Source organism: Actinoplanes sp. NPDC023936 (assembly GCF_040639325.1).
GTDB lineage: Bacteria > Actinomycetota > Actinomycetes > Mycobacteriales > Micromonosporaceae > Actinoplanes.
Window position 1 is genome coordinate 86073 of record NZ_JBEZZR010000030.1, and the last position, 22399, is coordinate 108471.

The window sequence follows — 22399 nt, forward strand, 5'->3', positions numbered from 1 at the left end:
GGCCCACGGCACGCGCGATCATCCGGGGTCGCCCGGGCCCATGGCACGCGCGATCATCCGCTGATCGCCCGGGCCCACGGCAGGCGCGATCATCCGCTGATCGCCCGCGCCCATGGCACCAGCAGCCGTTCCAGGAGCACCACCAGGTAGAACAGCGTGGTGCTCAGCAGGGCGAGCAGGGCGATGGCGGCGAACGCGAGGGGCGTGTCGAGCGACATCCCGGACAGCACGATCACCGCGCCGAGCCCGCCGGTGGGGTTGTTGATCTCGGCGACCACGGCGCCGATCACGGCCAGGGAGATGGCGACCTTCAGGCCGACGAACATCTGCGGCAGCGCCCACGGCAAGCGGATCTTGACGTACGCCTGCCAGACGCTCGCCGCCAGCGATCGGCTCAGTTCGCTCAGCTCGGCCGGGGTGGACGTCAGCCCCGCCATCGTCGCCACCACGACCGGGAAGAAACAGATCAGCACCACCAGTACGATCTTCGGCTGCGCCCCGAAGCCGAGCCACACCACCAGCAGCGGGGCGACCGCGACCTTCGGCACCGAGTTGAGCGCCACCAGCACCGGCAGGGTGGCACGCTCCAGGGTCCGCCACGCGGTCAGCACGACGGCCAGCAGCAGGCCGGCCGCCACCGCGATGCCGAAACCGGTCACCGTCACGGCCGCCGTGGAGCCGGCCTCGCGCATCAGGTAGGCCGGCTGCCGCCGGAAGGCAGCGACGATGTCCGGCGGGGCGGGCAGGAAGAACGAGCGGATCCCGAGGACCGCGGTGGCCGACCACCAGAGCGCCACCGCTGCCACCGCGCCGAGCAGCGGCAGGGCGGACGAGCGGATCCGGGTCACGGGCGGCGCCCCACCGTGGAGTAGGTGAGGTGACCGCGGATCACCAGGCCCGGGTCACCGGCGAGCCGGCACAGGCGGTCGAGTTCCGGCTCGGTGAATCCGGCCGCGCGCAACCCGTCGCCGACCTGGGCCACGTTCACCGCGATCAGCCGGGCGCCGGCCGTGCCGCCGGCCCAGGACTCCGCGCGGATCTCGGTGTGCACGGCGGTGAGCCCGGCGGCGAGCATCGCGGCGTGCACCCGGCCGGCCCAGGCCGGGTCGGCGCCGTTGGCCGGCAGCAGCCGATCGACCACGATCCGGTGGTAGCGCTCGACCAGCTCGGCGGCGGCCGCGTCGGGGGCATGCAGAACCACATGGGGGTACGCCGACAACCACTCCTCGATCAGCAGGATGCCACCCGGGGCGAGGGCGTCCGCGAGCCGTACCAGAATGTGTTCCCGGTCCGGAAGGTGGGCCAGCACGAGGCGTGCGTGGATCAGGTCCCACGGCGGGTCCGGGATCGGCTCGCCGGTCAGGTCGTGACGGCTCACCTCGTACCCTTGATCGTCGGGTAGGTGCCGGGGGTTGAGATCGGTGGCCAGCACCCGCCCGGTCGGCCCGGTCAGGGCCGCGAGCCGGCTCGCCACGCTGCCGCCGCCCGCGCCGGCTTCCAGGCAGCGGCGTCCGCGCAGGTCACCGGCCGCGCCGAGCCGGTCGAACGTGACCGGGTCGAGGATCTCGGCGAGCAGGTCGTGGCGCAGCGCGGCGGCCGGGTCGTCGTTGTCGAACGAGTACGCCGCCCTCATGCCGCCGGCACCAGGGAGAAGTCGACCACCGACTCCGGGGTCAGGCCCGGCGGGATCAGGTTGCCGCTCTCCAGGGTGGCGATGGCTGCGGCGACCCGGTTCTTGTCGATCTCGCCGGACGGCTTCACCGCGGGCGCCATCAGGGTGATCTCTCCGACCGCGGCCGTCACATCGGCGGCCGGCTGCGCCTTCTTCAGGATCTGCGCGGCCTCGTCGGGATGCTCCATGGTGTATCGCAGGCCGCGCAGCGCCGCGTCCCGGAACCGGCGCACCAGGTCCGGATCCTTCTCGATGACAGCGGTCGTGGTCACCAGGCCGTTGCCGTACAGCCCCGCCAGGAACGCGCTGTACGGCAGGACGACGGTCTTCTTGCCGCCGGCCGCCTTCTCGATGCCGCGCGCGCCGATCAGGAAGGTGCTGAGCGCGTCGACCCGGCCGCTGGCGAGCAGCGCCGGGAGCTGGGCGGGCGCGGCGTTGACCCATTTCACCCTGCTCGCGTCGATGCCGGCCAGTTTCGCGTACGCGGGGAAGAGCAGTTGATTGACCGAGCCGGTCGCCGCGCCCAGGGTGCGTCCCTCGAGATCGCGCGGTTCGGTGATGCCGGCGCCCTCCAGCGCGATGATCGAGACGAGAGTCTGCTGGTGCACGGCGGCGAAGGTGCGGATGTCGGGTGCCTGGCCGGTGCCGGCCAGGATCCAGGTGCCGGTCATGTCCAGGTTCGCGAACTGGGCCTGCCCGGCGCTGAGCACCTTGACGTTCTCGCCGGTGGCGGCGCCGAGCCGGATGGTGACGTCGAGTCCGGCGTCGCGGAAGTAGCCCTTCTCCTGGGCGACCCAGGCGAAGGCGTCGCGGCCGACCGCGCCGAAGGCGGTCAGGTAGGTGATCTCGTCGGCGTCCGTAGCCGGGGAGTCCTCGGTATCGGTGCAGCCCGCGGTGAGCAGGACGACGACGATCAGGACAAGAGTGAAGATCCGCTTCATTGCCATGATCCCCCGCATCGGTGGCAAATGCCTCCAAACGATACGCTTCAATGTGCATGATCGGTGCGGATCGGACGCGGGCGTGTGCGTGGTGCCGATTCGGCCAAAGGCACGCTCGGTCGCGGCCCGGGCACCCGTCCGGCCCACGGTGACGGTCAGCTGTCGCGCTGCTCCTGGAGCCAGGCCGTCGCGTCGTCGTACGCCCGCCGCACCGACGCGCCGACCCGCTCGTCGCCGCTGTAGACCTCGACCAGCTCGGTCAGGCCGGCGACGCGCAGCTGCCGGCGGACCCGGTCGCCCGCGGACACCAGCACCAGCCTGCTGTCGCGGGCCCGCAGCGCCTCGGCGTAGCGGCGCAGCACACCCAGGAACGTGGTGTCCAGCTGCTCGCGCCCCCGCAGCCGGATGATCACCACGCAGTTGCGGGAGGTGTCCGACGGCGTCGGCAACTGGTCCTCCAGCACCCGGGCGGCGGCGAACATCAGACTGCCGTACGGCTGCAGGACCACCACCTCGTCGCTGGGCAACTCGGCCGGCGGGTCGGACTCGACCACCTGCCCATCGGGGTCCAGCCGCCACCTCCGGATGGTCACCTGATGCGACTGGCGGATCACGTGCAGGACCACCGACAGCCCGACGCCGGCCAGCACCGCGTACTGCAGCGGGATCAGCATGGTGAGGACGAACGTGCTGACCAGCACCGTCTTCTGCACGCCGCCGGTACGCCACACTGCCCACAGCGCGGCCGGTTTGATCGTGCGCACCCCGATCAGCATCAGCAGCGCCGCCAGCGCCGGCATGACGATCTGCCCGACCATGCCCGCGAAGGCCACCACGACGACGGCCATCACCGCGGCGGCGATGAACAGCGACAGCCGGGAGCGGGCGCCGGCGGCCCGGTTCAGGCTCGTCCCGGAGACCGAGCCGCCCACCGGCATGCCCTGGAACACCCCGGAGGTCACGTTCGCGGCGCCCTGGCCGACGAAGTCGCGCGAGGCGTCCGGGTACCGGCCGTCCGGGTTCGGGAAACCGGCCGAGATCGCCGCGCCCTGCAACAGCCCCACGAACGCGAGCGCCAGCGCCGGCACCAGCAGCCCCGGAACGGCCCGCAGGTCGGGCGCCACCGGCATCGGCAGCGCGTTCGGGACGGCGCTGAGGTCCTCGACGACGCGGACTCCGGTCCAGCCGAGCAGCCGCACCGCGACCGAGGTCACGGCGACCGCGACGACCAGGCCGAACGCACCGATCCGGGTGCGCTCGAAGAGCAGGATCAGCGCGAGCGTGACAGCGCCGACCGTGACCGACTGCGCGTCCAGCAGGCCCGGGTGCAGCACTGTGTCCAGGGCTCGCAGCACCCGGTTGGCGCCGTCGGCCTCGTACCCGGTGAAGTTGGCGAACTGGCCCAGAACGATGTTGACGCCGACCGCGCTGAGGAAGGCCACCATCACCGTGTTCGGCACGAAACGCAGCACGAACCCGAGCCGCAGCAGACCCGCGACCACCATGATCAGTCCGGTCAGCATCGCGAGCGTGAACAGCGCCCGGGCCGGGTCGGTGGCGCCGTGGACCGCTGGCACGTCGGCCACGATGATGCCCATCGCGCCGGTGCCCTGCACGGCCATGAACGCCGAACTGGTGAACACCGCGCCGCCGAGGGTGCCGAACATGTAGGCGTAGAGGCCGGCCAGGGGATTGACCCCGGCGAGCAGGCCGGCGGCGAGACCGTCGGGCACGCTCTCCACGCCGAGCACCACGCCGGCGACGGCGTCCTTGGCAACGGCGCGGCGGCGTACCCGGAAGGTCTTCTTCACGCCCCGATCCTCGGGCCACGATCCGCGCGGCACGCCATCCACGGCGAATGAACCGGGCGGGCGTCGGTCCACCGTGCGACAGTGAACGCCCGGGGACGAAAGGGGACGGCGATGGCGTACGACCGTGAGCTGGCCGATCGGATCCGCGCAGTCCTCTCGGGACTCCCGGTGCGGGAGGTCAGCATGTTCGGCGGCCTCACCTTCATGATCAACGACAGGATCACCGCCACCGCCAACAGCGCGGGCGACCTGATGGTCCGCTGTGACCCGGTCCGGGTCGAGGACCTGCTGGACCGCGACGGCGCGCAGTGGCCCTCGATGCGCGGCCGGAGGATGAGCAAGGGCTGGATCGTCGTCGAGTCCGCCCGGGTCGAGTCCGGCGAGGACCTGCGGTCGTGGATCGAGGAGGCCCTGGACTACAACGCGAAGGCGTCCGGCGGCGGGCCGCGGCCCGCCGCCTGACCGGGCGCCGGGCCGCCTCGCGTGCGAGAAGAGCGCGATCCCGGGGGTACGGGGGGTCAGCCCTTGATCTGTTTGCGGCCGGAGTTGCCGCCGCCGATGGCGATCCTGCGTGGCTTGGCGCGTTCGGAGATCGGGATGCGCAGCGTCAGCACGCCGTTGTCGTAGACGGCCTCGAGCTTGTCGGTGTCGAGGGTGTCGGCCAGGAACAGCTGCCGGTTGAACACGCCCATCGGCCGTTCGCTGATCACGGCCTCGACGCCGTCCCGGGTGTGGCGCTGCCGCTGCGCCTGGACCTGCAGGACGTTGCGCTCGACTGTCACGTCGATCGAGCCGGGCTCGACGCCGGGCAGGTCGAAGTACACGTAGAAGGTGTCGCCGTCGCGTTCGGCGTCGACGTGCATCACCGCGGGCCGGCTGCTGGTGCCGGTGAACTGCTCGAACATCCGGTCGAGCTCACGGAACGGGTCGGTACGCAGAAGCATGGTCTTCTCCTCCTTCGGTGCTCCTCCACCGAGGTCTCGTCCTCTCCTCCCGTATTAGCACTCGACCGTGGCGAGTGCAAGCGGTAGCCGTGCAGGGCTGCGGGAACGCGCCGGTGCCGTGACGATGCCGAGCGGCACCCGGCAGTACCGATCCCGCAACCGAATCGGCTGTGCCGCACTGCTAAACGGCGGCGACGGGGTGTCGATCAGAGCTGCCGGACGGGATCGAATCGCGGCATAGGAGAAGGAAAAAGCCATGGGTGACCGGCACAAGGTTGTCGTCGTAGGGGCCGGTTTCGGCGGGCTCTCCGCCGCGAAGGCGCTGCACCGTGCGGACGTGGACGTCACGCTGATCAACGGCACCACGCATCACCTGTTCCAGCCGCTGCTCTACCAGGTGGCGACCGGGATCCTCTCCGAGGGCGAGATCGCGGTGCCGGTACGCGAGATCCTGAAGAAGCAGGACAACGCCGAGGTGCTGATCGGTCACGTGGCCGACGTCGACGTCGACAACCGTACGGTGACCGCCACCGCGCCGACCGGGACCGAGTACCAGGTCGGCTACGACACCCTGATCGTCGCGGCCGGCGCCTCGCAGAGCTACTTCGGCAACGACCACTTCGCCCAGTACGCGCCCGGCATGAAGACCGTCGACGACGCTCTCGAGCTGCGCGGGCGCATCTTCGGGGCGTTCGAGATGGCCGAGCTGGAGGCCGACCCGGAGGCCGTGCAGCGCTGGCTCACCTTCGTCGTGGTCGGCGGCGGGCCGACCGGCGTGGAGATGGCGGGCCAGATCGCCGAGCTGGCGCACCGGACGCTGCCCGGGCAGTTCCGGCGGATCGATCCCCGGCAGGCCCGGGTCATCCTGGTCGACGCCGTCGACGCGGTGCTGCCCACGTTCGGCGGGAAGCTGTCCGCGAAGGCCAAGCACCAGCTCGAGAAGATCGGCGTCGAGGTGCAGCTCGGCACGAAGGTGGTCGGGGTCGACGGGACCGGCATCACCGTGGAGACCGCGCAGGGCCGGCAGCGGATCGAGTCGGTCACCAAGATCTGGGCCGCCGGTGTGGCCGCTCCCGCGATCTCCCGCCGGGTGGCCGAGGCGGCCGGCGCCGAGGTGGACCGCGCCGGACGCGTCATGGTCAACCCGGACTGCACCGTGCCCGGCCACCCGGAGATCTTCGTCGTCGGCGACATGATGGCGCTGGACCGGCTGCCCGGCGTGGCGCAGGTGGCGATCCAGACCGGCACCTACGCGGGCCGGACGGTCGCGGCGCGGGTCGCCGGCAAGCCGGCGCCGGCGCCCTTCGCGTACCGCGACAAGGGCAGCATGGCCACGATCTCACGGTTCTCCGCGATCGCCTCGACCGGCGGCATGCGGTTCAGCGGGTTCACCGCCTGGATGATGTGGCTCGTCGTGCACCTGATGTACCTGGTCGGTTTCAAGAACCGGGTCTCCGCCGTGGGCCACTGGTTCGTGTCGTTCGTGGGCCGGGGCCGCTCGGAGCGGGTGACCACCGCCCAGCAGGTGCTGGCCCGGGAGGCGATCCAGCAGGTCACCGCGGCGGGCGAGCTGGTCAAGGCTGGTCGACCCGAGTAAAGGTGCCCTGGAGCAGGAAGTCCACGAGCTGCCGGGCGTGCGCGGCCGGGTCTTCCTGCTTCTCCGCGGGCGTGCTCAGCGCGTGCATCATCGCCCCGCCCGCCAGCGTGTCGAGCAGCATGGTGATCGACACGCTGGCGGGCAGCTCGCCGCGGTCGATGCCACGCCGCACGATCGCGCGGGCGGCGAGGAACTGGGCCTCGCGCATCGCCACGTAGTTCTCGGCGACGCCGGGGATCGTGCCCGCCTCCAGGGTGAGCCGGAGCGCGGCGCGGCTGGACGGCCCGCCGTACAGGCCGAGGATCTGGGCCGCCAGCTCGACCAGGTCGCCGCGCAGGGTGCCGGTGTCGACGTCGGCGACCCGGACCAGGCCGGTGTTCAGGGCGTGGGTGAGCAGCGCTTCCTTGCTGGTCCAGCGCAGGTAGAGGGTGGCTTTGCCGATGCCGGCGCGGCGGGCGACGACCTCCATCGCGAAGCCGGCCCAGCCGGTGTCGCCGAAGACGTCGAGCGCGGCCCGGGCGATGCGCCGGTCCACGTCCGGGTCGCGGGGCCGGCCCGGGCCGGGTGCTGCGCTCATTCCGATCATCCTACGGTTCGACGCTATTGCTGAACGGTTACCGTCAGGATACAGTCGCGAAAATTGAACGGGAGTCGTTCAGGATCCCTGGAGCGCGACATGCCGCTGAACTACGACGATCTCGACCCGCGCACACCGATCGTGGTGGGCGCCGGTCAGGCCTCCGAGCTGCTCGACAGCCCGGGCTATCGGCGCCGCTCGCCGGTCGAGCTGGCCGCCGACGCCGCCCGTGAGGCGATCGCCGACACCGGCGCCGGGCTCATCGCGGTCGCCACCAGCATCGACACGGTGGCGGCCACCCGCCAGTTCGAGAACTCGTTCCCCGGCGTCCGGGCGCCCCTCGGCCGCTCCGACAACTTCCCCCGCTCGGTCGCGGAGCGCGTCGGGGCCGAGCCGCGGCGGGCCGTCCTCGAGGTCGGCGGCGGTCAGAGCCCGCAGCGCCTGGTCAACGAGTTCGCCGCGGCTATCGCCGCCGGCTCCGCCGAGGTGGTCCTTCTGGCCGGTTCGGAGGCCATCTCGACAATTGACAGGTACGCGCGAAGCGATGCCGAGCCGGATTTCCGGGAGCGGGTCGAGGGTTCCCTGGAAGATCGCGGGTTCGGGCTCGACGGCGTGCTCTCGGAGGACCACGCGGCGCACGGCCTGACCGACGCGCCCAGCTACTACGCGCTGTTCGACAACGCCCGCCGCGCCCGCCTCAAGGTGTCCCGTGCCGAGTACGCGCAGGCCATCGGCGAGTTGTTCGCCCCGTTCACCACTGTGGCCGCCGCGAACCCGCACGCGGCCGCCCCGATCGAGCGGACCGCCGCGGAACTCGTCACGCCGAGCAGCGCGAACCGGCCGATCGCCGATCCGTACACCCGGTACGTCGTCGCACGGGAGAAGGTGAATCAGGGCGCGGCGATCGTACTCATGTCCATTGCCGCGGCGAAGCGCCTCGGCGTGCCCACCGACAGGTGGGTCTTCCTGCCCGGACACGCGGATCTGCGGGAGCGGGACCTGATGGACCGCGCCGACCTGTCGTCGTCGCCGGCGTCGGTGCTGGCCGCCGCGCATGCGCTCGAGGTGGCCGGCGTCGGGTTCGGCGATCTCACGCACATCGACCTCTACAGCTGCTTCGCGGCGCCCGTGTTCAACATCGCCGACGCGTTCGGGCTGGCGGCCGGCGACCCGCGCGGGCTGACCGTCACCGGCGGGCTGCCGTTCTTCGGCGGGGCCGGCAACAACTACGCGATGCACGCGATCGCCGGGGTCGTCGAGCGGGTGCGCCGCGAGCCGGGCAGCTACGGGTTCGTCGGGGCCAACGGCGGCATGATGAGCAAGTACTCGGCCGGCGTGTACACCACCACGCCGTCGCCGTGGCGGCCTGACGACAGCGCCGCGCTGCAGGCCGAGGTCGATGCCTGGGCGGCGCCGGAGCAGGCGCTGCGGGCCGACGGGTGGGCGACCATCGAGACGTACACGGTGAAGCACGCGCGTGACGGCAAGCGCACCGGCGTGGTGATCGGCCGCCTGGAGGCCGATGGGCGGCGGTTCCTCGCGCTCGCCGAGGACGAGATGTTCCTCGACGACGTGCTGTGCAGCGCCGAGCCGATCGGGCAGATCGTCTACGTGCGCTCGTTCGGCTTCGGCAATCGGGTCACCCTGTCCGATCTGCGGATGGACGACGTTTATTGCTGAACGGTTACCGTCGGGATACCATGCGATTAAGGGAACGGTAAGCGTTCTGTTATCCCTGCGGGGAGGTCCCGACACCTACGGCTCCGCGGTCGCCTCCGAGGTCGAGGCGCAGAACGAGGTGGAGAGCCAGTTCCGCGACACGCTGGTGCGGGAGCGCCCGCGCCTCGGCATCGGCTTCGAGCTGGTCGTGCGGCACGGCGACCCGTTCGCCGAGCTCTGCCGGGTCGCCTGCGAGAGGTCCGCCGACGCGGTGATCGTGGGCCGCTCCGAGCGCACCCTGCACCGCTTCGCCGGCTCGGTGGCGCAGCGCCTCACCCGCTGCGGCCGCTGGCCGGTCACCGTGGTCCCGTGAGCGGCCTTCGCTGAGTCTGCTCAGCACCCGCACGCCGCCGCCGATCGTACGGATATGCACAGTCGGGCCGGGGAGCCGTCGCGCTGGATGGGCGTGGGGCACAGCGCGAGCGCTGACGCGGCGACCGCCGGCCGGACCGCCGCGGCGCAGGCCGTCGCCGGGCGGGACCCGGGACTGCTGATCGTCTTCTCGTCGACCGGCTACGACTTCGAGCACCTGCTCGACGGCGTCCGGGGTGAGGCCGGCGCGGACACCGCCATCATCGGCTGCACCACCACCGGCGGGATCGCCACCGGGCCCGGCGGCACCGACGCCGGCGTGGTCGTGACGGCCCTGGGCGGAACCGGGCTGGAAGTACGCACCGCCGTCGGCCGCGACGTCTCGGCGCGACCGCAGGAGGCCGGCGCCGACGCGGCGGCCGGAGTGGCCGGGCTGACCCGGGAGCACCGGGCCGGCCTGCTGCTCTGCGACGGGCTCGCCGGGGTGCAGCACGAGGTGGTGCGCGGCGCGTACTCGGTGGTGAGCGCGGTGGTGCCGCTGGTCGGCGGGTGCGCCGGCGACGACATGACGTTCCGCCGCACCCACCAGTTCATCGGCGACCGGCACGGCGTGGAGGTGCTGACCGACGCGGTCGTCGGCCTCGGCCTCGGCTCCGACGCGCGGATCGGCGTCGGCATCGCGCACGGCTGGCAGAAACAGGGCGAGCCGATGATCGTGACGCGCAGCGACAGGGGCCGCCTGTACGAGCTCGACGGCGCTCCCGCTCTCGACGTCTACCTCGAACGCCTCCGGGCCGACCGATCGCTGGCCGCCGACGGAGAGGCGTTCCAGAACGCCTCGTTCGCCAAACCGCTCGGGCTGTCCCGGCGTACCGGGGAGGACATCCGCACCGCCCACGCCGCCGATCTGGAGGACGGCTCGCTGGTGTTCATCGCCGACGTGCCGCAGGGCGCGCTGGTCTGGGAGATGACCACCGACGAGGACGCGCTGATCACCGCCGGCGCGGAGTCGTGCCGCCAGGCGATCGACGCGCTCGGCGGCGCCGGAGCGGCAGGCCTCCTCGTCTTCGACTGCGGCGTCCGCAAGGCCCGGCTCGGCCCCGCGGGCGTGGCGCAGGAGATCGCCGAGATGGAGCAGGCGATCGCCGGGGCGCCGATGGCCGGTTTCTACACGTACGGCGAGGTCGCGCGCACCCGGGGCGCCCGCGGCATGCACTACCTGACCGTCGTGACGCTCGCGGTCGCCTGAGGGCGGCCGCCTGTGCCCCTGCACTGGTCGACCCACCAGCTCACCGAGTTCTTCGCGGCGGTCAGCGCCTCCGCCGACGCCGACGCCGCGGTCCGGGTCGCGGTCCCGCGGGCGCTGGAAGCCCTCGACGCCGACGCCGGCGCTGTCGTCCTGGAGGGGGAAACCGGCGTCCGGGGACTCACCGGCCTGCCGGGACAGCTCCGGGCCGAGCAGCTGAGCGCGGCCGTCGCGGGCGCGCCGACCATCGACCTGCCGCTGCTGGGCGAGGTGAACAGCGCGTACGCGGCGCTCGGCAGCGGGATCGGCGGCGGCCTCGTGGTCGCGCGCCTGGACGACGAGTTCAGCGCCGAGGAACGCCAGATGCTGCACGGCATGGCGCAGGTGCTCGGGCTGGCGCTGCGCAACCTGCGGACGCTGGCCACCGAACGGGCGCTGCGGGAGGAGGGTGCCCGGCGCCAGGCCCTGCTGGAGACCCTGCTCGCCGTCCAGCGTTCGATCTCCCGGCGTGAGCCGCTGCAGTCGGTCCTCGACGCGATCACGGACGGGGCGTCGGGGCTGCTCGGGCAGGTCCCGGTCGCGCTGGTGCTGTGCGACCCGGCCGAGGCGGGCAGCCTCATCGTGGCGTCCCGGGCGCACTGGCCCGAGCCGGCTGCCACCGCGAGCGTGGTGCTCGGTCCCGCGGCCGACGCGATCGCGGCGGCGCAGACGGTACGGCGTCGTAGCCCGTCCGGCGACCGGATGACCGCCACCCCCGTCCACGCCGGCGGACTCGTCGCCGGGAGCCTGGTCGCCGCCGGGCTCGGCGACGCGGACAGCTCGCACGTGATGACGGCGTTCAGCCAGCAGATCAGCATCGCCCTGACCGACGCCCGCGCCGTCGAGGCGATGCGCGAGGCGTACCGCGACCCGCTCACCGGGCTGCCCAACCGCAAGCTGTTCGCGGAACGATTGGACCAGTCCCTGACGGGCGAGCGGTGCCACACCGCCGTGATCCTCTTCATCGACCTGGACCGGTTCAAGGCGGTGAACGACACCCTGGGCCACAACGCGGGCGACGACCTGCTGGCCGCGGTGAGCGAACGCATCCGCGGACAGTTGCGGCCGCCGGATGTGGCGGCCCGCCTCGGCGGTGACGAGTTCGCCGTACTCATGGTGGACGTGTCGATCGAGGACGCCCGCGCGGTCGCCGAGCGCATCGTGGCGCGGGCCGCGGAGCCGTTCTCCATCGCGGGCCGGGTGGTGCACATCGGCGCCAGCGTCGGCATCGCGGCCGGCGCCGCGGGCACTGTCGCCGCGACCGAGATCCTGGGCAACGCCGACATCGCCATGTACCGCGCCAAGCGGACCGGATCCGGCCGGGTCGTCGTCTACACGGCCGACATGCACGCGGGGGAGACGACCCGGCTGCGGCTGCGGGCCGACCTGGAGAGCGCGCTGCCGGCCGGCGAGCTCCAGCTCACCGTGCAGCCACTGGCCCGGCTGAGCGGGGGAGCGCTGGAGGGCGTCGAGGTGGCGGCCCGCTGGCGGCATCCGAGCGGCGTCGTCACCCACGCGGAACTCGCCGAGCTCGCCGCCGAGGCCGGGCTGATCGGCGAGGTCGGCAGGTGGGTGCTGCGCGAGACCCTGGCCTGCCTGCACGACTGGCGCCGCCTGCGGCCCGGTCTCACGGCCGGCGTGAGCGTCTGCGCACAGCAGATCGCCGACGAGCGATTCGTGTCCGACGTGGCAGCCGCCCTGGAGAATCGGAACCTCCCCGGCAGCGCCCTCGTGTTGCAGGCGACCGAGGCCGCCCTCACGGCCGACCCGGTCCGGGCAGCGAGCACCCTGCGGCTGCTGCGCAATTCCGGGGTACGCCTCGCGGTCGCCGGCTTCGGCACCGGACCCTCGTCGCTGTCCCTGCTGCGGCAGTTCCCGGTCGACCAGGTGCGGATCGATCGCAGCTTCGTCAGCGGCATGACCCGCTCCGGCGCGGACCTCGCCGTCGTGCGTGCGATCGTCGGCGCCGGGCGGGCGCTGGACCTGGAGATCGTGGCCGACGGGGTGCAGGACGCGGAGCAGGCGGAGGCCCTGGTCCGGATGGGGTGCCATCTCGGTCAGGGCAACCATCTGTACGGTCCGATGGAGCCGCGTCTGTTCACCGGCCTGCTGCGGCAGGGGCGAGCCCTCCCGCGGCTGACCGATCCGCTCACCGCGTGACCGTCATGCCGGGGCAACCGCCGGGCCGTAGCTCACGCGAGTGGCCATGCGCGGATAGCCGTCGCTGGCTACGGCTGGCGTCCTCGCAATGCCACTCAGCTTAAGTTGTTCATGGCTGCGAGCTGCGCATACGCCGGTCGCCCGCAGTTTTGCCCGCTGGGTGCACGGATCGCCGAACCTGTCTCCGCGCGGCTCATCGAGCCCACCCCGGGTCACGGTGGGTGACTGTCCGCGGGGAGCGCTACGGGGTGTGCGGCATTCTGCGGGGCCTCCCGCGTCCGCGGCTTTCCGGAAAGCGCCGGCTTTACCCCGGATGCCGGCACACCCTGTGACGATCCGGGGTAGCCGGGCGGGTGCGAGGGGCGGCCGCATCACCCCGGATTAGCCGTTCACCAGCACCGACTCCAAGATTGACTTGGGCTGAGTGGCGCTGGACGGCGTCCGGCCGTAGCTCGGGCTTGTGATCATGCGCGGATAACCGTCACTGGCTACTGCTGGCGTCGTCGGGCCGTAGCTGGGGCTTGTGATCATGCGTGGATGACCGTCACTGGCTACGGCTGGCGGTGCTCGGCCGTAGCTCGTGCAGGTGATCAGGCGTTGTTTCCTGCTTGAGCTACGTCTCGGCCGTGGCTGTGACGGATCTTGGGCACGGTCGGGTTGCTGGGCATCGGTTGGGCAGGCGGAAAGCGGGCCTCGGACTCGGCGGGGCTCCTGCGCCCGCGGCGACTCCTGCGCCCGCGTGCGCGGCGACTCCTGCGCCCGCGTGCGCGGCGACTCCTGCGCTCGCGTGCGCGGCGGCTCCTGCGCCCGCGTGCGCTGCGTTGATCAGGGCCTTGCCGCGAGCGGTGGGGTGATCACCGAGAGTTCCAGGACGGCCGGGATGGGGGCCACGCCGGGACCGCCGGCCCGCACCCAGGTCATCAGGTCGCCGAGCACCGCGTCGTCGTGGACCAGGCCGAACCACACCGGTTTCGCGCCCGCGCGCCGCGCCGCCGGGTCCGGCTGGACGACGACCACGTTGGACTGCGCGCACACGTCCAGGCACTGGCTCACCCGTACCCGATGGTCGGGCTCGAGGCCGGCGCGCAGCGCGCCGAGCTGGGCGTCGTGATCTGTCGACGGGTGTTTGCGCAGGCTGCCGCAGCAGCAGTCCCGGCACACCGTCACCGTGTTTCCCAACCCGTGCCCCTTTCGTCCCCCGGGCATTATGAACCGGCGGCGGCGGGCGGCTCCACGGGCGTCGGCTGCTACGTGCCCGCCCACATGCGTCCACATGGCCCGGGCGGCCGGTACGCGGCGATCCACGCCTCCACTTCCTCAGCCAGCCACACCCGGCCCTGATTGAGCTCGGCGACCGGAGCCGGGAAGGTGGCCCGGCCGATGAGTCGATGGACACGTTGCCGGCTGATTTCGCCGAGCCGGACGGCGATTTCCCGGGTGCCCATCAGGGCGATGTGGTCGCTGGTCATCGAGCCCGCCGGGCGACATGGTCTATCAGGACAGTGAGCGGGCCGCCGAGAGAATTGTTGGGCATCGCATATCCTTCGTATCTGTGGATATTCCGGCTGGTGTTCCGGATTTCGGTTGCAGTATCTGCCGAATCAGATCTTCGGTCGAAAGGATGCGGGTAGCCATGCCGAATCATGCATCATCGCCATGTCGGCCGTGCTGGTCTCGCGGGGTCCCGGGCCATCGCGCGATTCACGATCATCCGCCTCGCATGATCGATATGCGTCATCTGCGGCGTGCTCTAAACTGCTGACGGATTCGCTGGTGGGTGCATGGCCGTTACGCCTGGCTTGACGGCTGGCCGACCTGACAGAAGGGGAACCTTCCTATGTCTACGGACCGGCGGCGATGCAGGCGATGCCACGCCTTCGTCGCGCATGATCACGAAGGCTCTTATTGTCAGCCGTGCAGCGCCAAGGTGGTGAACCTGCGTTCCAGTCCACCAAGGGTTCCTCCTTCGTTCTGGAACCATCCACAGATCCGAAAGGCGGCAGCCGAGCGCCACATGGGTCGTCTGATCGCCGCGTACCGGACGCATCCCGAACATGACCACCCGATCTCTCAAGCGGTAGTCGGGCAGTGGGCCTTCAAATCCCAGAGTCAGGTCTGCAGGATCGAGAAGGGACGCGGGGAGACGGATATCCGGGCCCTGCAGTCCTGGGCCGGCCTGCTCGGCATACCCGCCGCGATCCTGTGGTTCGCGATGCCGGAGGATCATCCAGAACCGGCAGGCGGACAAGCCGAAGAATCACCCCCTGGTGATATGTCATGCACAACTCGCATGACGCCATCCGATCGATTCGCCTACGGTGACGAGCGCGTCGCTCTCGGCGGGACCGTGACGTCTGATCATTATGTGAGGGCGGAACGAGAAGGTCTCACTGTCGTTTCGCCCCTGGACGGAGATGGTGGTGTGTTCCGGAGAGATTATCTGAAGGCCGCCGCGATAGGGGCCGGGGTTGCGCTCGGCATCCCCCTCGGGCCGGGGCGAAAAATCGGAGCCGGAATCCCAGACCTGTTGCGCGAGCGAGCCGCCCGCCTTCGACGAGTAGACAATTTCCTTGGGGGTGGCGATACCTTCGACATCTATTTCGCCGAGTACCAGGCAACGAAGGCTGTTCTGCGCGAATACACGTATTCCGAGGCAACTGGCCGAAGGCTGCTCGCAGTCCTCGCGGAACAGGCCCAACAAGCCGGATGGGCGGCGTTCGACGCCGGAGACCACGAGAAGGCGGCTGCGCTCTATGAGATCAGTCGGTCGGCAGCGGAAGAGGCGCAGGACACCATGCTTGCCGGCAACGCGCTCGCCTTCCTCGGGTATCTGCGAAGCGGTGATGATCCACAGGCCGCGGTGCGACTCGCTACGGCCTCGTGCGCAGTTGCTGGAGACGCGGCCGTCGGGTCGGTCGGCGCGCTGCTTCACGAGAGGAGGGCATGGGCGAATGCGGTCGTCGGGAACGCTGCCGAAGCCGCACGGGCCCTCGACGCCGCTCATGAATGCCTGGACAAGCGCGGTCATGCAGCCGGACCAGATTGGGCGGCTTGGGTGGATGCCGGCGAACTGCAGATCATGGCAGGTCGCTGCTGGACGGAACTACGGCGCCCACTTCGCGCGGTTCCTGCTCTGACCGAGGTGCTTGAGGGGTTCGACGAAGCCTATGCGCGGGACAAGGCCCTGTACATGTGCTGGTTGGCCGATGCCTACTTGATCGCCGGCGAGGCAGAGGAATCGGCCAGGGTGGCGAGTCGAGCGCTTACTCTGTCCGCGGGTGTCGCGTCGGTCCGACCGAGAAAGCAGTTGTCGCGCGTGCTGAACAGGCTGGCCGGCCATTCGCACCTCGCCGAGGTGGCGCAGGTCTTGGAGAATGCTCGCCATTAGCCGTTCTCGCTGAGGACCGTTGACCGGATCCAGGCAAGGTATTCGGCCGAGCCGCCAGCCATCCGCATCGCGATGATCTCGGGGTTCTGCCACGGGTGATGCCGCTTGAGCAGGTCACGTAGCTCAGCGAACCGGGATTCATGCGTCCGAAGTACCAGGCGCCACTCCTCGCCCGTGCCGAACTCGCCCATATGCCAGAAAGCAGACACTGCCGGCCCGGTGATCTGTGCGCCGGCGGCAAGCCGTGTCTCCACTGCTCGCTGAGCCAGCGCGACAGCTGATGCCCTGGTTTCGGTGGCAGTGCTGACCTCAAGATAGGCGGAAGCGTCGTCGGCGCGGTTGACGAACTCCTCGGCAGGCATGTGGACAGCGTACGGAGAGACCCGACCCACCCGCCGGAAACCCTTGCCACCCGGTACGCCGAGGACCCGAGCGTGGCACCCGTCGCCCCGGGCCTCACGCCACGCCTGACCGGGCTCATCGCGGTGCCGGTGTGCGGCCTCGACCGGTCGTACCGGGGATCGGCCGGTTACGTCCGGGCCAGGGTGTCGCCGACGGAGGCGATCACGCCGTCGACCGCGGCGTCCTCGATGCCCTCGAGTTCGATGATGAGCCGGTCCACGCCCAGGTCGGCGTACCGGCGGGCGGTGTCGGGATCGGGCGGGCCGGGCGGGGTGATGGTGATCTCCAGCTCGCCGAGGCCGGCTGGCCGCTGGACGCCGCGGGTGGTCTCGGCCAGCTCGCGCAGCGCCCGTTCGGTCCCGGTGACGTCCAGGCCCCAGCCGTACCAGCCGTTGCCGTGCCGGACGGCCCGGCGGTACGCGGCGGTCGAGTGTCCACCGACGACGATCGGTGGGTGCGGACGCTGAACCGGTGACGGGTGCTGGACGACGCCGGAGAACGACACGAACCGGCCGGTGAAGGCCGGCGCGGCATCCCACAGCGCCCGCATCGCGGCCAGGTACTCGTCGGTGCGCGCACCCCGCTCGGCGAGTGACACGCCCATCGCGTTGAGTTCCGGCTCGACGTAGCCGGCCCCGACCGCGACGGTCAGCCGGCCGGCCGACAGCACGTCCAGCGAGGTGAGTTGCTTGGCGAGCAGCACCGGCTGGCGCTGCGGGAGCACGATCAGCCCGACGCCGAGGCGGACCCGGCTGGTCACGGCCGCGAGGTAGGAGAGCGCGACCAGGGCCTCCAAGCGGGGCGGGTTGCCCTCGCCGGCGGGGAGCGCGATGTGGTCGCCGACCCACAAGGACTCGAAGCCCGCCTCCTCGGCCAGCCTGGCCCGCCGGGCCAGGACGCCAGGCTCGACGTTGCGGTCGCGGTGCAGGCCGTACAGCCCGAACTTCATCTGATCAGCCACCTCTGCGTCATCGCCGGGATCGCCGTGCGAGATCGCGGCATCGGGGGGCATCGTATCGAAGGGGACCGACATGACCACGCTGTCGGATACCTCGGGCGCGGATGGTTGCAGTCCGATTGCCCCGACCTTTTCGCCGACGCCACCTCATCCGGCCGTCACCCTCACGGCGGGACCCGGCGGCCCGATGAGTGGGGAGCGGCTCCGGGCCGCTGTCTCCGGCGAAAGGGCGATCAATGTTCGGTGCGCGCAACACTCAGACGATCTCGAAGCTCAGCGAGGAGCTGACCGAGGCCGCCGCCGACGTGGAAGCCGTCACCGAGATCGTGCGCGCCATGGAGAAAGCCACCGATCCGCAGGAGGCGATCGGTACGGCGTTGCGGCTGGTTCGTGAGCGTTTCGGCTGGGCGTACAGCTCGTACTGGCAGCTGGACACGGTCAGCAAGACGCTGCGGTTCGCCCAGGAGAGCGGGTCGGTCAACGACGAGTTCCGCCGGGTCACCCTGGAGGCGTCGTTCGCTGAGGGGATCGGATTGTCGGGACGCGCGTGGCGTACCCGCGATCTGGTCTTCGTTCCCGATCTGGCGGACGTGAAGGACTGCGTCCGGGCGCCGGCCGCCACCCGGGCCGGGGTGCGCAGCGGCATCTGCTTCCCGATCATCGAGAACGGCGCGGTCGTCGGCACCATGGACTTCTTCGCCACCAGCCAGCTGTCGCCGTCGGGGAACCGGCTGTCTGTTCTGCGGGCCATCGGGGTCCTGGTCTCCGGCGCCCTGGTGCGGCTGCGTGAGGCGGTCCGGCAGGAGAAGGCCGCCCAGGATGTGCAGGCCGTCTCCACCGTGATCCGCCAGATGACCCAGGCGGCGAGCCGCGAAGAGGCATTGCGGCTGGCCCTGGCGACGATCCGCGAGGAGTTCGACTGGCAGTACGGCTCGTTCTGGCACCTCGACGAGAACGCCGCGGTGCTGCGCTTCGCCCTGGAGTCCGGTGACGCCGGCGAGGAGTTCCGCCGGGTCACGATGACCGCGTCGTTCGCCCGTGGGGTCGGCCTGTCCGGCCGGGCCTGGGACCGCGGCGACCTGGTCTTCGTCGAGGACCTCGGCGAGCTGACCGACTGCGTGCGCCGCCCGGCGGCCCAGGCGGCCGGCGTCAAGTCGGGCGTGTGCCTGCCGATCCGGGTCGGCGGGAAGATCGTCGGGACGATGGACTTCTTCGCCACCCGTACCCTGATCATGTATCCGGGCCGGGAGAGCGCCCTGCGCAACACGGCGTTCCTCGTCGGGCAGGCCCTGGAGAGGTTCGCCTCGACGCAGCAGTTGCACAACGCCGGCCGGGAACTGCTGGACTCGATCGGTGAGGTGGAGCGCAACGTCAGCTCGGCGTCGAGCGTGGCGGCGCGCGGCGAACAGCTGACGACGGAGGCCAACGAGCAGGTCGCGCGGCTGGGCCGGGCCAGTGCCGAGATCAACGACGTGGTGCGGGACATCCAGAGCATCGCGGCGCAGACGAAGTTGCTCGCCCTGAACGCCACCATCGAGGCGGCCCGCGCCGGCGAGTCCGGCAAGGGGTTCGCGGTGGTCGCCGGTGAGGTCAAGGAGTTGTCCTCGGAGACCGAGCGGGCCACCGACGACGTCAGCGCGAAGGTGGCCGCCATCCAGACCGCGGTCAGCGCGGTCACCGCGTCGCTGGCCCAGATCCACACCGCGGTGGAGGAGATCAACCACACCCAGGATCTGATCGGCGGGGTGCTGAAGGAGCAGGTCGCGGTCACCGGCGCCATCCTCGGTTAGCGACGGGCGGCCTCGATCAGGCCGTCGAGCCACGCCTGGTGCCCGTTGAGCATCGGGTTGGGCCGCTCGGCGGCGAGCGCCGCGGCCGGCTGACCGATCTGGGTCTCCTGGGTGAGGATCCGGACCCGGCCGCCGGGCAGATCCTCCACGAGCCAGGCGTGCAGCACGTCCAGCCGGTCGGCGGGCTCGCCGTCCTGTTTCGCGGTCCAGGACAGCCGCCCGGGCACGCCGTCCGCGGGCGCCTGGAACTCGACGACGTGTGCGTCGAGGGGCGGGAAGCCGAACGTGCCGAATCGGAATCGGACGCCGCCGTGCAGCTCGGGACCGTCCCCGCCGGGGAACGAGATGTCCGCGACGTTGCCGTAGTACGACTCCCAGGTCGAGGTGTCGACCAGGTAGCGCCACACGTCGGTGGCGCGCGGCCCGCGCACGACGACCTCGTTCGAGACGAAGTTGTCCCCGGTGCCGGGCAGGTAACGATCGGGCCAGCTGATGGCGTTCTGTGTGGTCATGACCCCACGGTAGGAGTAGCTGCCATAGGCGTACCAATAGATCTGGCAATCGCTGCGATTGTCTGTCTTATAGCATCGGCGGGGTGAACGATCTGAATCTGCTGCGGACGTTCCTGGCCGTGCACCGGTCCGGCTCCTTCACCGCGGCCGCGTCGCTGCTCGGCCTGTCCCAGCCGACGGTCACCACCCAGATCCGTGCGCTCGAGCAGCAGATCGGCCGCGAGCTGTTCAAGCGGCTGCCGCGCGGTGTCGAGCCGACCCCGGCGGCGAACGAGCTCGCCGCCCAGATCGCCGAGCCGCTCGACACCCTCGCCACCGTCGGCGGCATCCTGCCGGGACGCAGCGCCCCGGTCCACCTCGCTGGGCCTTCCGAGTTGCTCTGCGTCCGCGTCCTGCCGGCCCTCGCCGACCTGGTCGTGCGCGGCGTCCAGCTGAGGGTCGCCGCCGGCCTGACCGAGCCGTTGATCGACGAGCTGCGCTCCGGCCGGCACGACCTGGTGATCGCCACGAGACGCCCGCAGCCCCGCACGCTGCCCGCGACGCCCCTGGCCGACGAGGAGTACTGCCTGGTCGCGGCGCCCGTGTGGGCCGGGCGGGACCTGCGTGAGATCCCGCTCGTCACCTACGCCGAAGACCTTCCTCTGGTACGGCGTTACTGGCGCCAGGTCTTCGACAAGCCGCTCACCGCCACGGCTGCGGTGACCGTCCCGAACCTCTACGCAGTGCTCTCGGCCGTCACCGCGGGTGCGGGGTACAGCGTGCTGCCGGAGTCACTGTGCCGGGAGAATCTGGGCAGCGGCCGGCTCGTGCTCCTGCATCAGCCGAGCGAGCCGCCCCTCAACACGCTGTTCCTGGTCCGGCGTCCCGGCGCCGAGACCAACCCGGACGTCCGCGTCGTCGCCGAGCACCTGCGGCAGGCAGCCCGCGCCTGGTGACGACCGCTGGCTGACGGCTCACATCATGTGGAGGCTGAGATCCGCTCGCCGTAGGTTGGCCCGGTGCGGATACGAGAAGCGGACGCCCGCGACCTGCCGTTCCGGTAGCGAGTACTGCTGGAGGCCTATTGTCGGGCCTGCCTCATCGGGGGTGGTCAGGAGGTGGCCAGCCGTGCGGTCCAGAGGTCCTCGACCGGCCATTTCCCGGCCCACTCCGGGGTGGCGATGTCGTAGTACTCGTGGGTCTCGGCGTCGTCCCGGGCGTACAACTCGTGGAGGGCCTCGACCACGAACCCGCTGTCGCGCAGGATGCGGATCCATTCGCCGTGGCTGGGGTGGAACTCGAACCCGCCGCCGGGCCACTGCAGCCGGTGCGTTCCCCGCTGCGGTCGCAGCAGCCGCTCCCCGGCGTGCCCGCCCTCTTCGGGCACGCACAACATCGCCTGGACGCTCGTGGTCAGGAAGACGAGCCGCCCACCGGGCCGCAGCAGCCGCGCCGCCTCCGGGACCCAGCGCCCCGGGTCGCACCACACGCACGCCCCGTACTCGCTGACGGCCAGGTCGAAGGAGCCGTCCGGCAGCGGAACGTCCTCGGCGTCGGCCTCCACCAGCGGGAAGAACAGCCCGAACTCCCGCTGGCAGCGCCGGGCGGTGTCCAGCTGCGCGGGCGTCAGGTCCACGCCGACCGGTCGCGCGCCGAGCCGGGCGAGCCGGGCGGAGACGTACGCGGTGCCGCAACCGAGTTCGACGACGTCCAGCCCGCGGACGTCGCCGAGCACGCGCAACTGGTTCTCCGCATTACCGAAGAGCCCCCACGAGAAGTCCTCGGCGGCCCACGCCGCGTGGGCGCGCGCATCGGTGAACTCGGCGTTCACCAGGGTCCACAGCGCACGGTTGACGGCCAGCTCGTCCCGGGAATCAAGCATGACTCACTGTCGCAGCGGGACCGGGCGCATCCGTCATCCCGTACGGACGAGATTCCGGCCTCGCGGCGCGCGGACAGCCGTCCGGTATCGGGGGATGGCCGGACGTCCGACCCTGCACGAGGGGAAAACGAATCCCGGTAGCGCTCAGGATCCGGGTACACCCGACCGAGGTATTCAACCCGGCGGAGTCGGTCGGTCACGATGAGTTCCATCGAGCACGGAATTGCGAGAAACAGCGATGTCGTACGCCATAACGGTGGGGAGAATTGTGATGGGAACTGTCAGGAAAACATTCCGCGGCACGTCGCTCAACCATTCCGAGGTCGTTCTGCGCCGTGGTCACAGCGTCAATCACACTGAGGTGACGCTGCGCCGGGCCGGGGCGATCAACCACACCGAGGTGACGCTGCGCCGGGGCGCGTCGCTCAACCACTCGGAAGCGTTGCTGAGCCGGTCGGCGCGCTGATCCG

22 protein-coding genes are annotated in these 22399 nt (G+C 71.0%); 10 read left to right on the top strand and 12 right to left on the bottom strand.

The window, feature by feature from the left end; translation table 11 throughout:
- Window positions 1–89 precede the first annotated feature (89 nt).
- From AB0F72_RS30555 to AB0F72_RS30570, 4 genes are all read right to left on the bottom strand, one after another.
- Window positions 90–848, bottom strand: coding sequence for an ABC transporter permease (locus tag AB0F72_RS30555; protein WP_360438235.1), 759 nt, complete (start codon window positions 846–848; stop codon window positions 90–92).
- A complete protein-coding gene (locus AB0F72_RS30560) occupies window positions 845–1633 on the bottom strand; it encodes a methyltransferase (RefSeq protein WP_360438238.1) in 789 nt (262 codons plus the stop codon). The genes AB0F72_RS30555 and AB0F72_RS30560 overlap by 4 nt, the downstream gene beginning before the upstream one ends.
- The gene (locus tag AB0F72_RS30565) at window positions 1630–2613 is read right to left on the bottom strand and encodes an ABC transporter substrate-binding protein (protein ID WP_360438241.1); all 984 of its coding nucleotides are present in this window, start codon (window positions 2611–2613) and stop codon (window positions 1630–1632) included. Before AB0F72_RS30565 ends, AB0F72_RS30560 begins: the two co-directional genes overlap by 4 nt.
- A gap of 155 nt (window positions 2614–2768) precedes the next feature.
- Window positions 2769–4424: a SulP family inorganic anion transporter gene (locus tag AB0F72_RS30570; protein WP_360438244.1), complete on the bottom strand. Its 1656-nt coding sequence runs from the start codon at window positions 4422–4424 to the stop codon at window positions 2769–2771.
- A gap of 111 nt (window positions 4425–4535) precedes the next feature.
- Here AB0F72_RS30570 and AB0F72_RS30575 point away from each other — a divergent pair, with 111 nt between their 5' ends.
- Complete coding sequence (locus tag AB0F72_RS30575; protein ID WP_360438247.1) at window positions 4536–4886, top strand: TfoX/Sxy family protein; 351 nt, start codon at window positions 4536–4538, stop codon at window positions 4884–4886.
- A 56-nt stretch (window positions 4887–4942) separates the two neighbouring features.
- On the opposite strand, the gene AB0F72_RS30580 is transcribed toward AB0F72_RS30575, so the two are convergent.
- Window positions 4943–5368 (bottom strand): Hsp20/alpha crystallin family protein, encoded by a 426-nt coding sequence (locus AB0F72_RS30580; RefSeq protein WP_360438250.1) that lies wholly within the window; start codon window positions 5366–5368, stop codon window positions 4943–4945.
- Window positions 5369–5624: 256 nt separating this feature from the next.
- Between AB0F72_RS30580 and AB0F72_RS30585 the strand changes: the two genes are divergently transcribed.
- A complete protein-coding gene (locus AB0F72_RS30585; protein WP_360438253.1) occupies window positions 5625–6965 on the top strand; it encodes an NAD(P)/FAD-dependent oxidoreductase in 1341 nt (446 codons plus the stop codon).
- Here the strand turns inward: AB0F72_RS30585 and AB0F72_RS30590 are convergent.
- Complete coding sequence (locus AB0F72_RS30590; RefSeq protein ID WP_360438256.1) at window positions 6943–7542, bottom strand: TetR/AcrR family transcriptional regulator; 600 nt, start codon at window positions 7540–7542, stop codon at window positions 6943–6945. The genes AB0F72_RS30585 and AB0F72_RS30590 overlap by 23 nt on opposite strands.
- 99 nt (window positions 7543–7641) lie before the next feature.
- Here AB0F72_RS30590 and AB0F72_RS30595 point away from each other — a divergent pair, with 99 nt between their 5' ends.
- The 4 genes from AB0F72_RS30595 to AB0F72_RS30610 are packed head-to-tail and all read left to right on the top strand — an operon-like array spanning window position 7642 to window position 13018.
- The gene (locus AB0F72_RS30595; RefSeq protein ID WP_360438259.1) at window positions 7642–9222 is read left to right on the top strand and encodes an acetyl-CoA acetyltransferase; all 1581 of its coding nucleotides are present in this window, start codon (window positions 7642–7644) and stop codon (window positions 9220–9222) included.
- A gap of 55 nt (window positions 9223–9277) precedes the next feature.
- Complete coding sequence (locus AB0F72_RS30600; RefSeq protein WP_360438315.1) at window positions 9278–9574, top strand: universal stress protein; 297 nt, start codon at window positions 9278–9280, stop codon at window positions 9572–9574.
- A gap of 54 nt (window positions 9575–9628) precedes the next feature.
- Window positions 9629–10822, top strand: coding sequence for an FIST N-terminal domain-containing protein (locus tag AB0F72_RS30605; protein ID WP_360438261.1), 1194 nt, complete (start codon window positions 9629–9631; stop codon window positions 10820–10822).
- 12 nt (window positions 10823–10834) lie between these two features.
- Window positions 10835–13018 carry an EAL domain-containing protein gene (locus AB0F72_RS30610; protein ID WP_360438264.1) on the top strand — a complete coding sequence of 728 codons (2184 nt, stop codon included), beginning with the start codon at window positions 10835–10837 and terminating at the stop codon, window positions 13016–13018.
- Between the two features lie 825 nt (window positions 13019–13843).
- Here AB0F72_RS30610 and AB0F72_RS30615 read toward each other — a convergent pair.
- Together AB0F72_RS30615 and AB0F72_RS30620 are read right to left on the bottom strand one after the other, a co-directional pair.
- The gene (locus AB0F72_RS30615) at window positions 13844–14185 is read right to left on the bottom strand and encodes a hypothetical protein (protein WP_360438318.1); all 342 of its coding nucleotides are present in this window, start codon (window positions 14183–14185) and stop codon (window positions 13844–13846) included.
- An 80-nt stretch (window positions 14186–14265) separates the two neighbouring features.
- Complete coding sequence (locus tag AB0F72_RS30620) at window positions 14266–14487, bottom strand: DNA-binding protein (RefSeq protein ID WP_360438267.1); 222 nt, start codon at window positions 14485–14487, stop codon at window positions 14266–14268.
- Between the two features lie 545 nt (window positions 14488–15032).
- Between AB0F72_RS30620 and AB0F72_RS30625 the strand changes: the two genes are divergently transcribed.
- Window positions 15033–16406 carry a hypothetical protein gene (locus AB0F72_RS30625; protein WP_360438270.1) on the top strand — a complete coding sequence of 458 codons (1374 nt, stop codon included), beginning with the start codon at window positions 15033–15035 and terminating at the stop codon, window positions 16404–16406.
- Here AB0F72_RS30625 and cutA read toward each other — a convergent pair.
- Complete coding sequence (gene cutA, locus AB0F72_RS30630) at window positions 16403–16768, bottom strand: divalent-cation tolerance protein CutA (protein ID WP_360438273.1); 366 nt, start codon at window positions 16766–16768, stop codon at window positions 16403–16405. The two genes, AB0F72_RS30625 and cutA, sit on opposite strands and share 4 nt — an antisense overlap.
- Before the next feature lie 167 nt (window positions 16769–16935).
- Window positions 16936–17757 carry a TIGR03619 family F420-dependent LLM class oxidoreductase gene (locus AB0F72_RS30635; RefSeq protein WP_360438276.1) on the bottom strand — a complete coding sequence of 274 codons (822 nt, stop codon included), beginning with the start codon at window positions 17755–17757 and terminating at the stop codon, window positions 16936–16938.
- A 245-nt stretch (window positions 17758–18002) separates the two neighbouring features.
- On the opposite strand from AB0F72_RS30635, the gene AB0F72_RS30640 reads away from it, so the two are divergent.
- Window positions 18003–19556, top strand: coding sequence for a GAF domain-containing protein (locus AB0F72_RS30640; RefSeq protein WP_360438279.1), 1554 nt, complete (start codon window positions 18003–18005; stop codon window positions 19554–19556).
- Here AB0F72_RS30640 and AB0F72_RS30645 read toward each other — a convergent pair.
- Window positions 19553–20068, bottom strand: a complete 516-nt coding sequence (locus tag AB0F72_RS30645) for an SRPBCC domain-containing protein (RefSeq protein WP_360438282.1) — start codon at window positions 20066–20068, stop codon at window positions 19553–19555. The genes AB0F72_RS30640 and AB0F72_RS30645 overlap by 4 nt on opposite strands.
- Window positions 20069–20151: 83 nt before the next feature.
- On the opposite strand from AB0F72_RS30645, the gene AB0F72_RS30650 reads away from it, so the two are divergent.
- The gene (locus AB0F72_RS30650) at window positions 20152–21003 is read left to right on the top strand and encodes a LysR family transcriptional regulator (RefSeq protein ID WP_360438285.1); all 852 of its coding nucleotides are present in this window, start codon (window positions 20152–20154) and stop codon (window positions 21001–21003) included.
- A gap of 155 nt (window positions 21004–21158) precedes the next feature.
- Here AB0F72_RS30650 and AB0F72_RS30655 read toward each other — a convergent pair whose 3' ends face one another.
- Entirely contained in the window at window positions 21159–21929 is a 771-nt protein-coding gene (locus tag AB0F72_RS30655; RefSeq protein ID WP_360438288.1) for a class I SAM-dependent methyltransferase, read from the bottom strand.
- A gap of 238 nt (window positions 21930–22167) precedes the next feature.
- On the opposite strand from AB0F72_RS30655, the gene AB0F72_RS30660 reads away from it, so the two are divergent.
- Window positions 22168–22395: a hypothetical protein gene (locus AB0F72_RS30660; protein ID WP_360438291.1), complete on the top strand. Its 228-nt coding sequence runs from the start codon at window positions 22168–22170 to the stop codon at window positions 22393–22395.
- Window positions 22396–22399 lie beyond the last annotated feature (4 nt).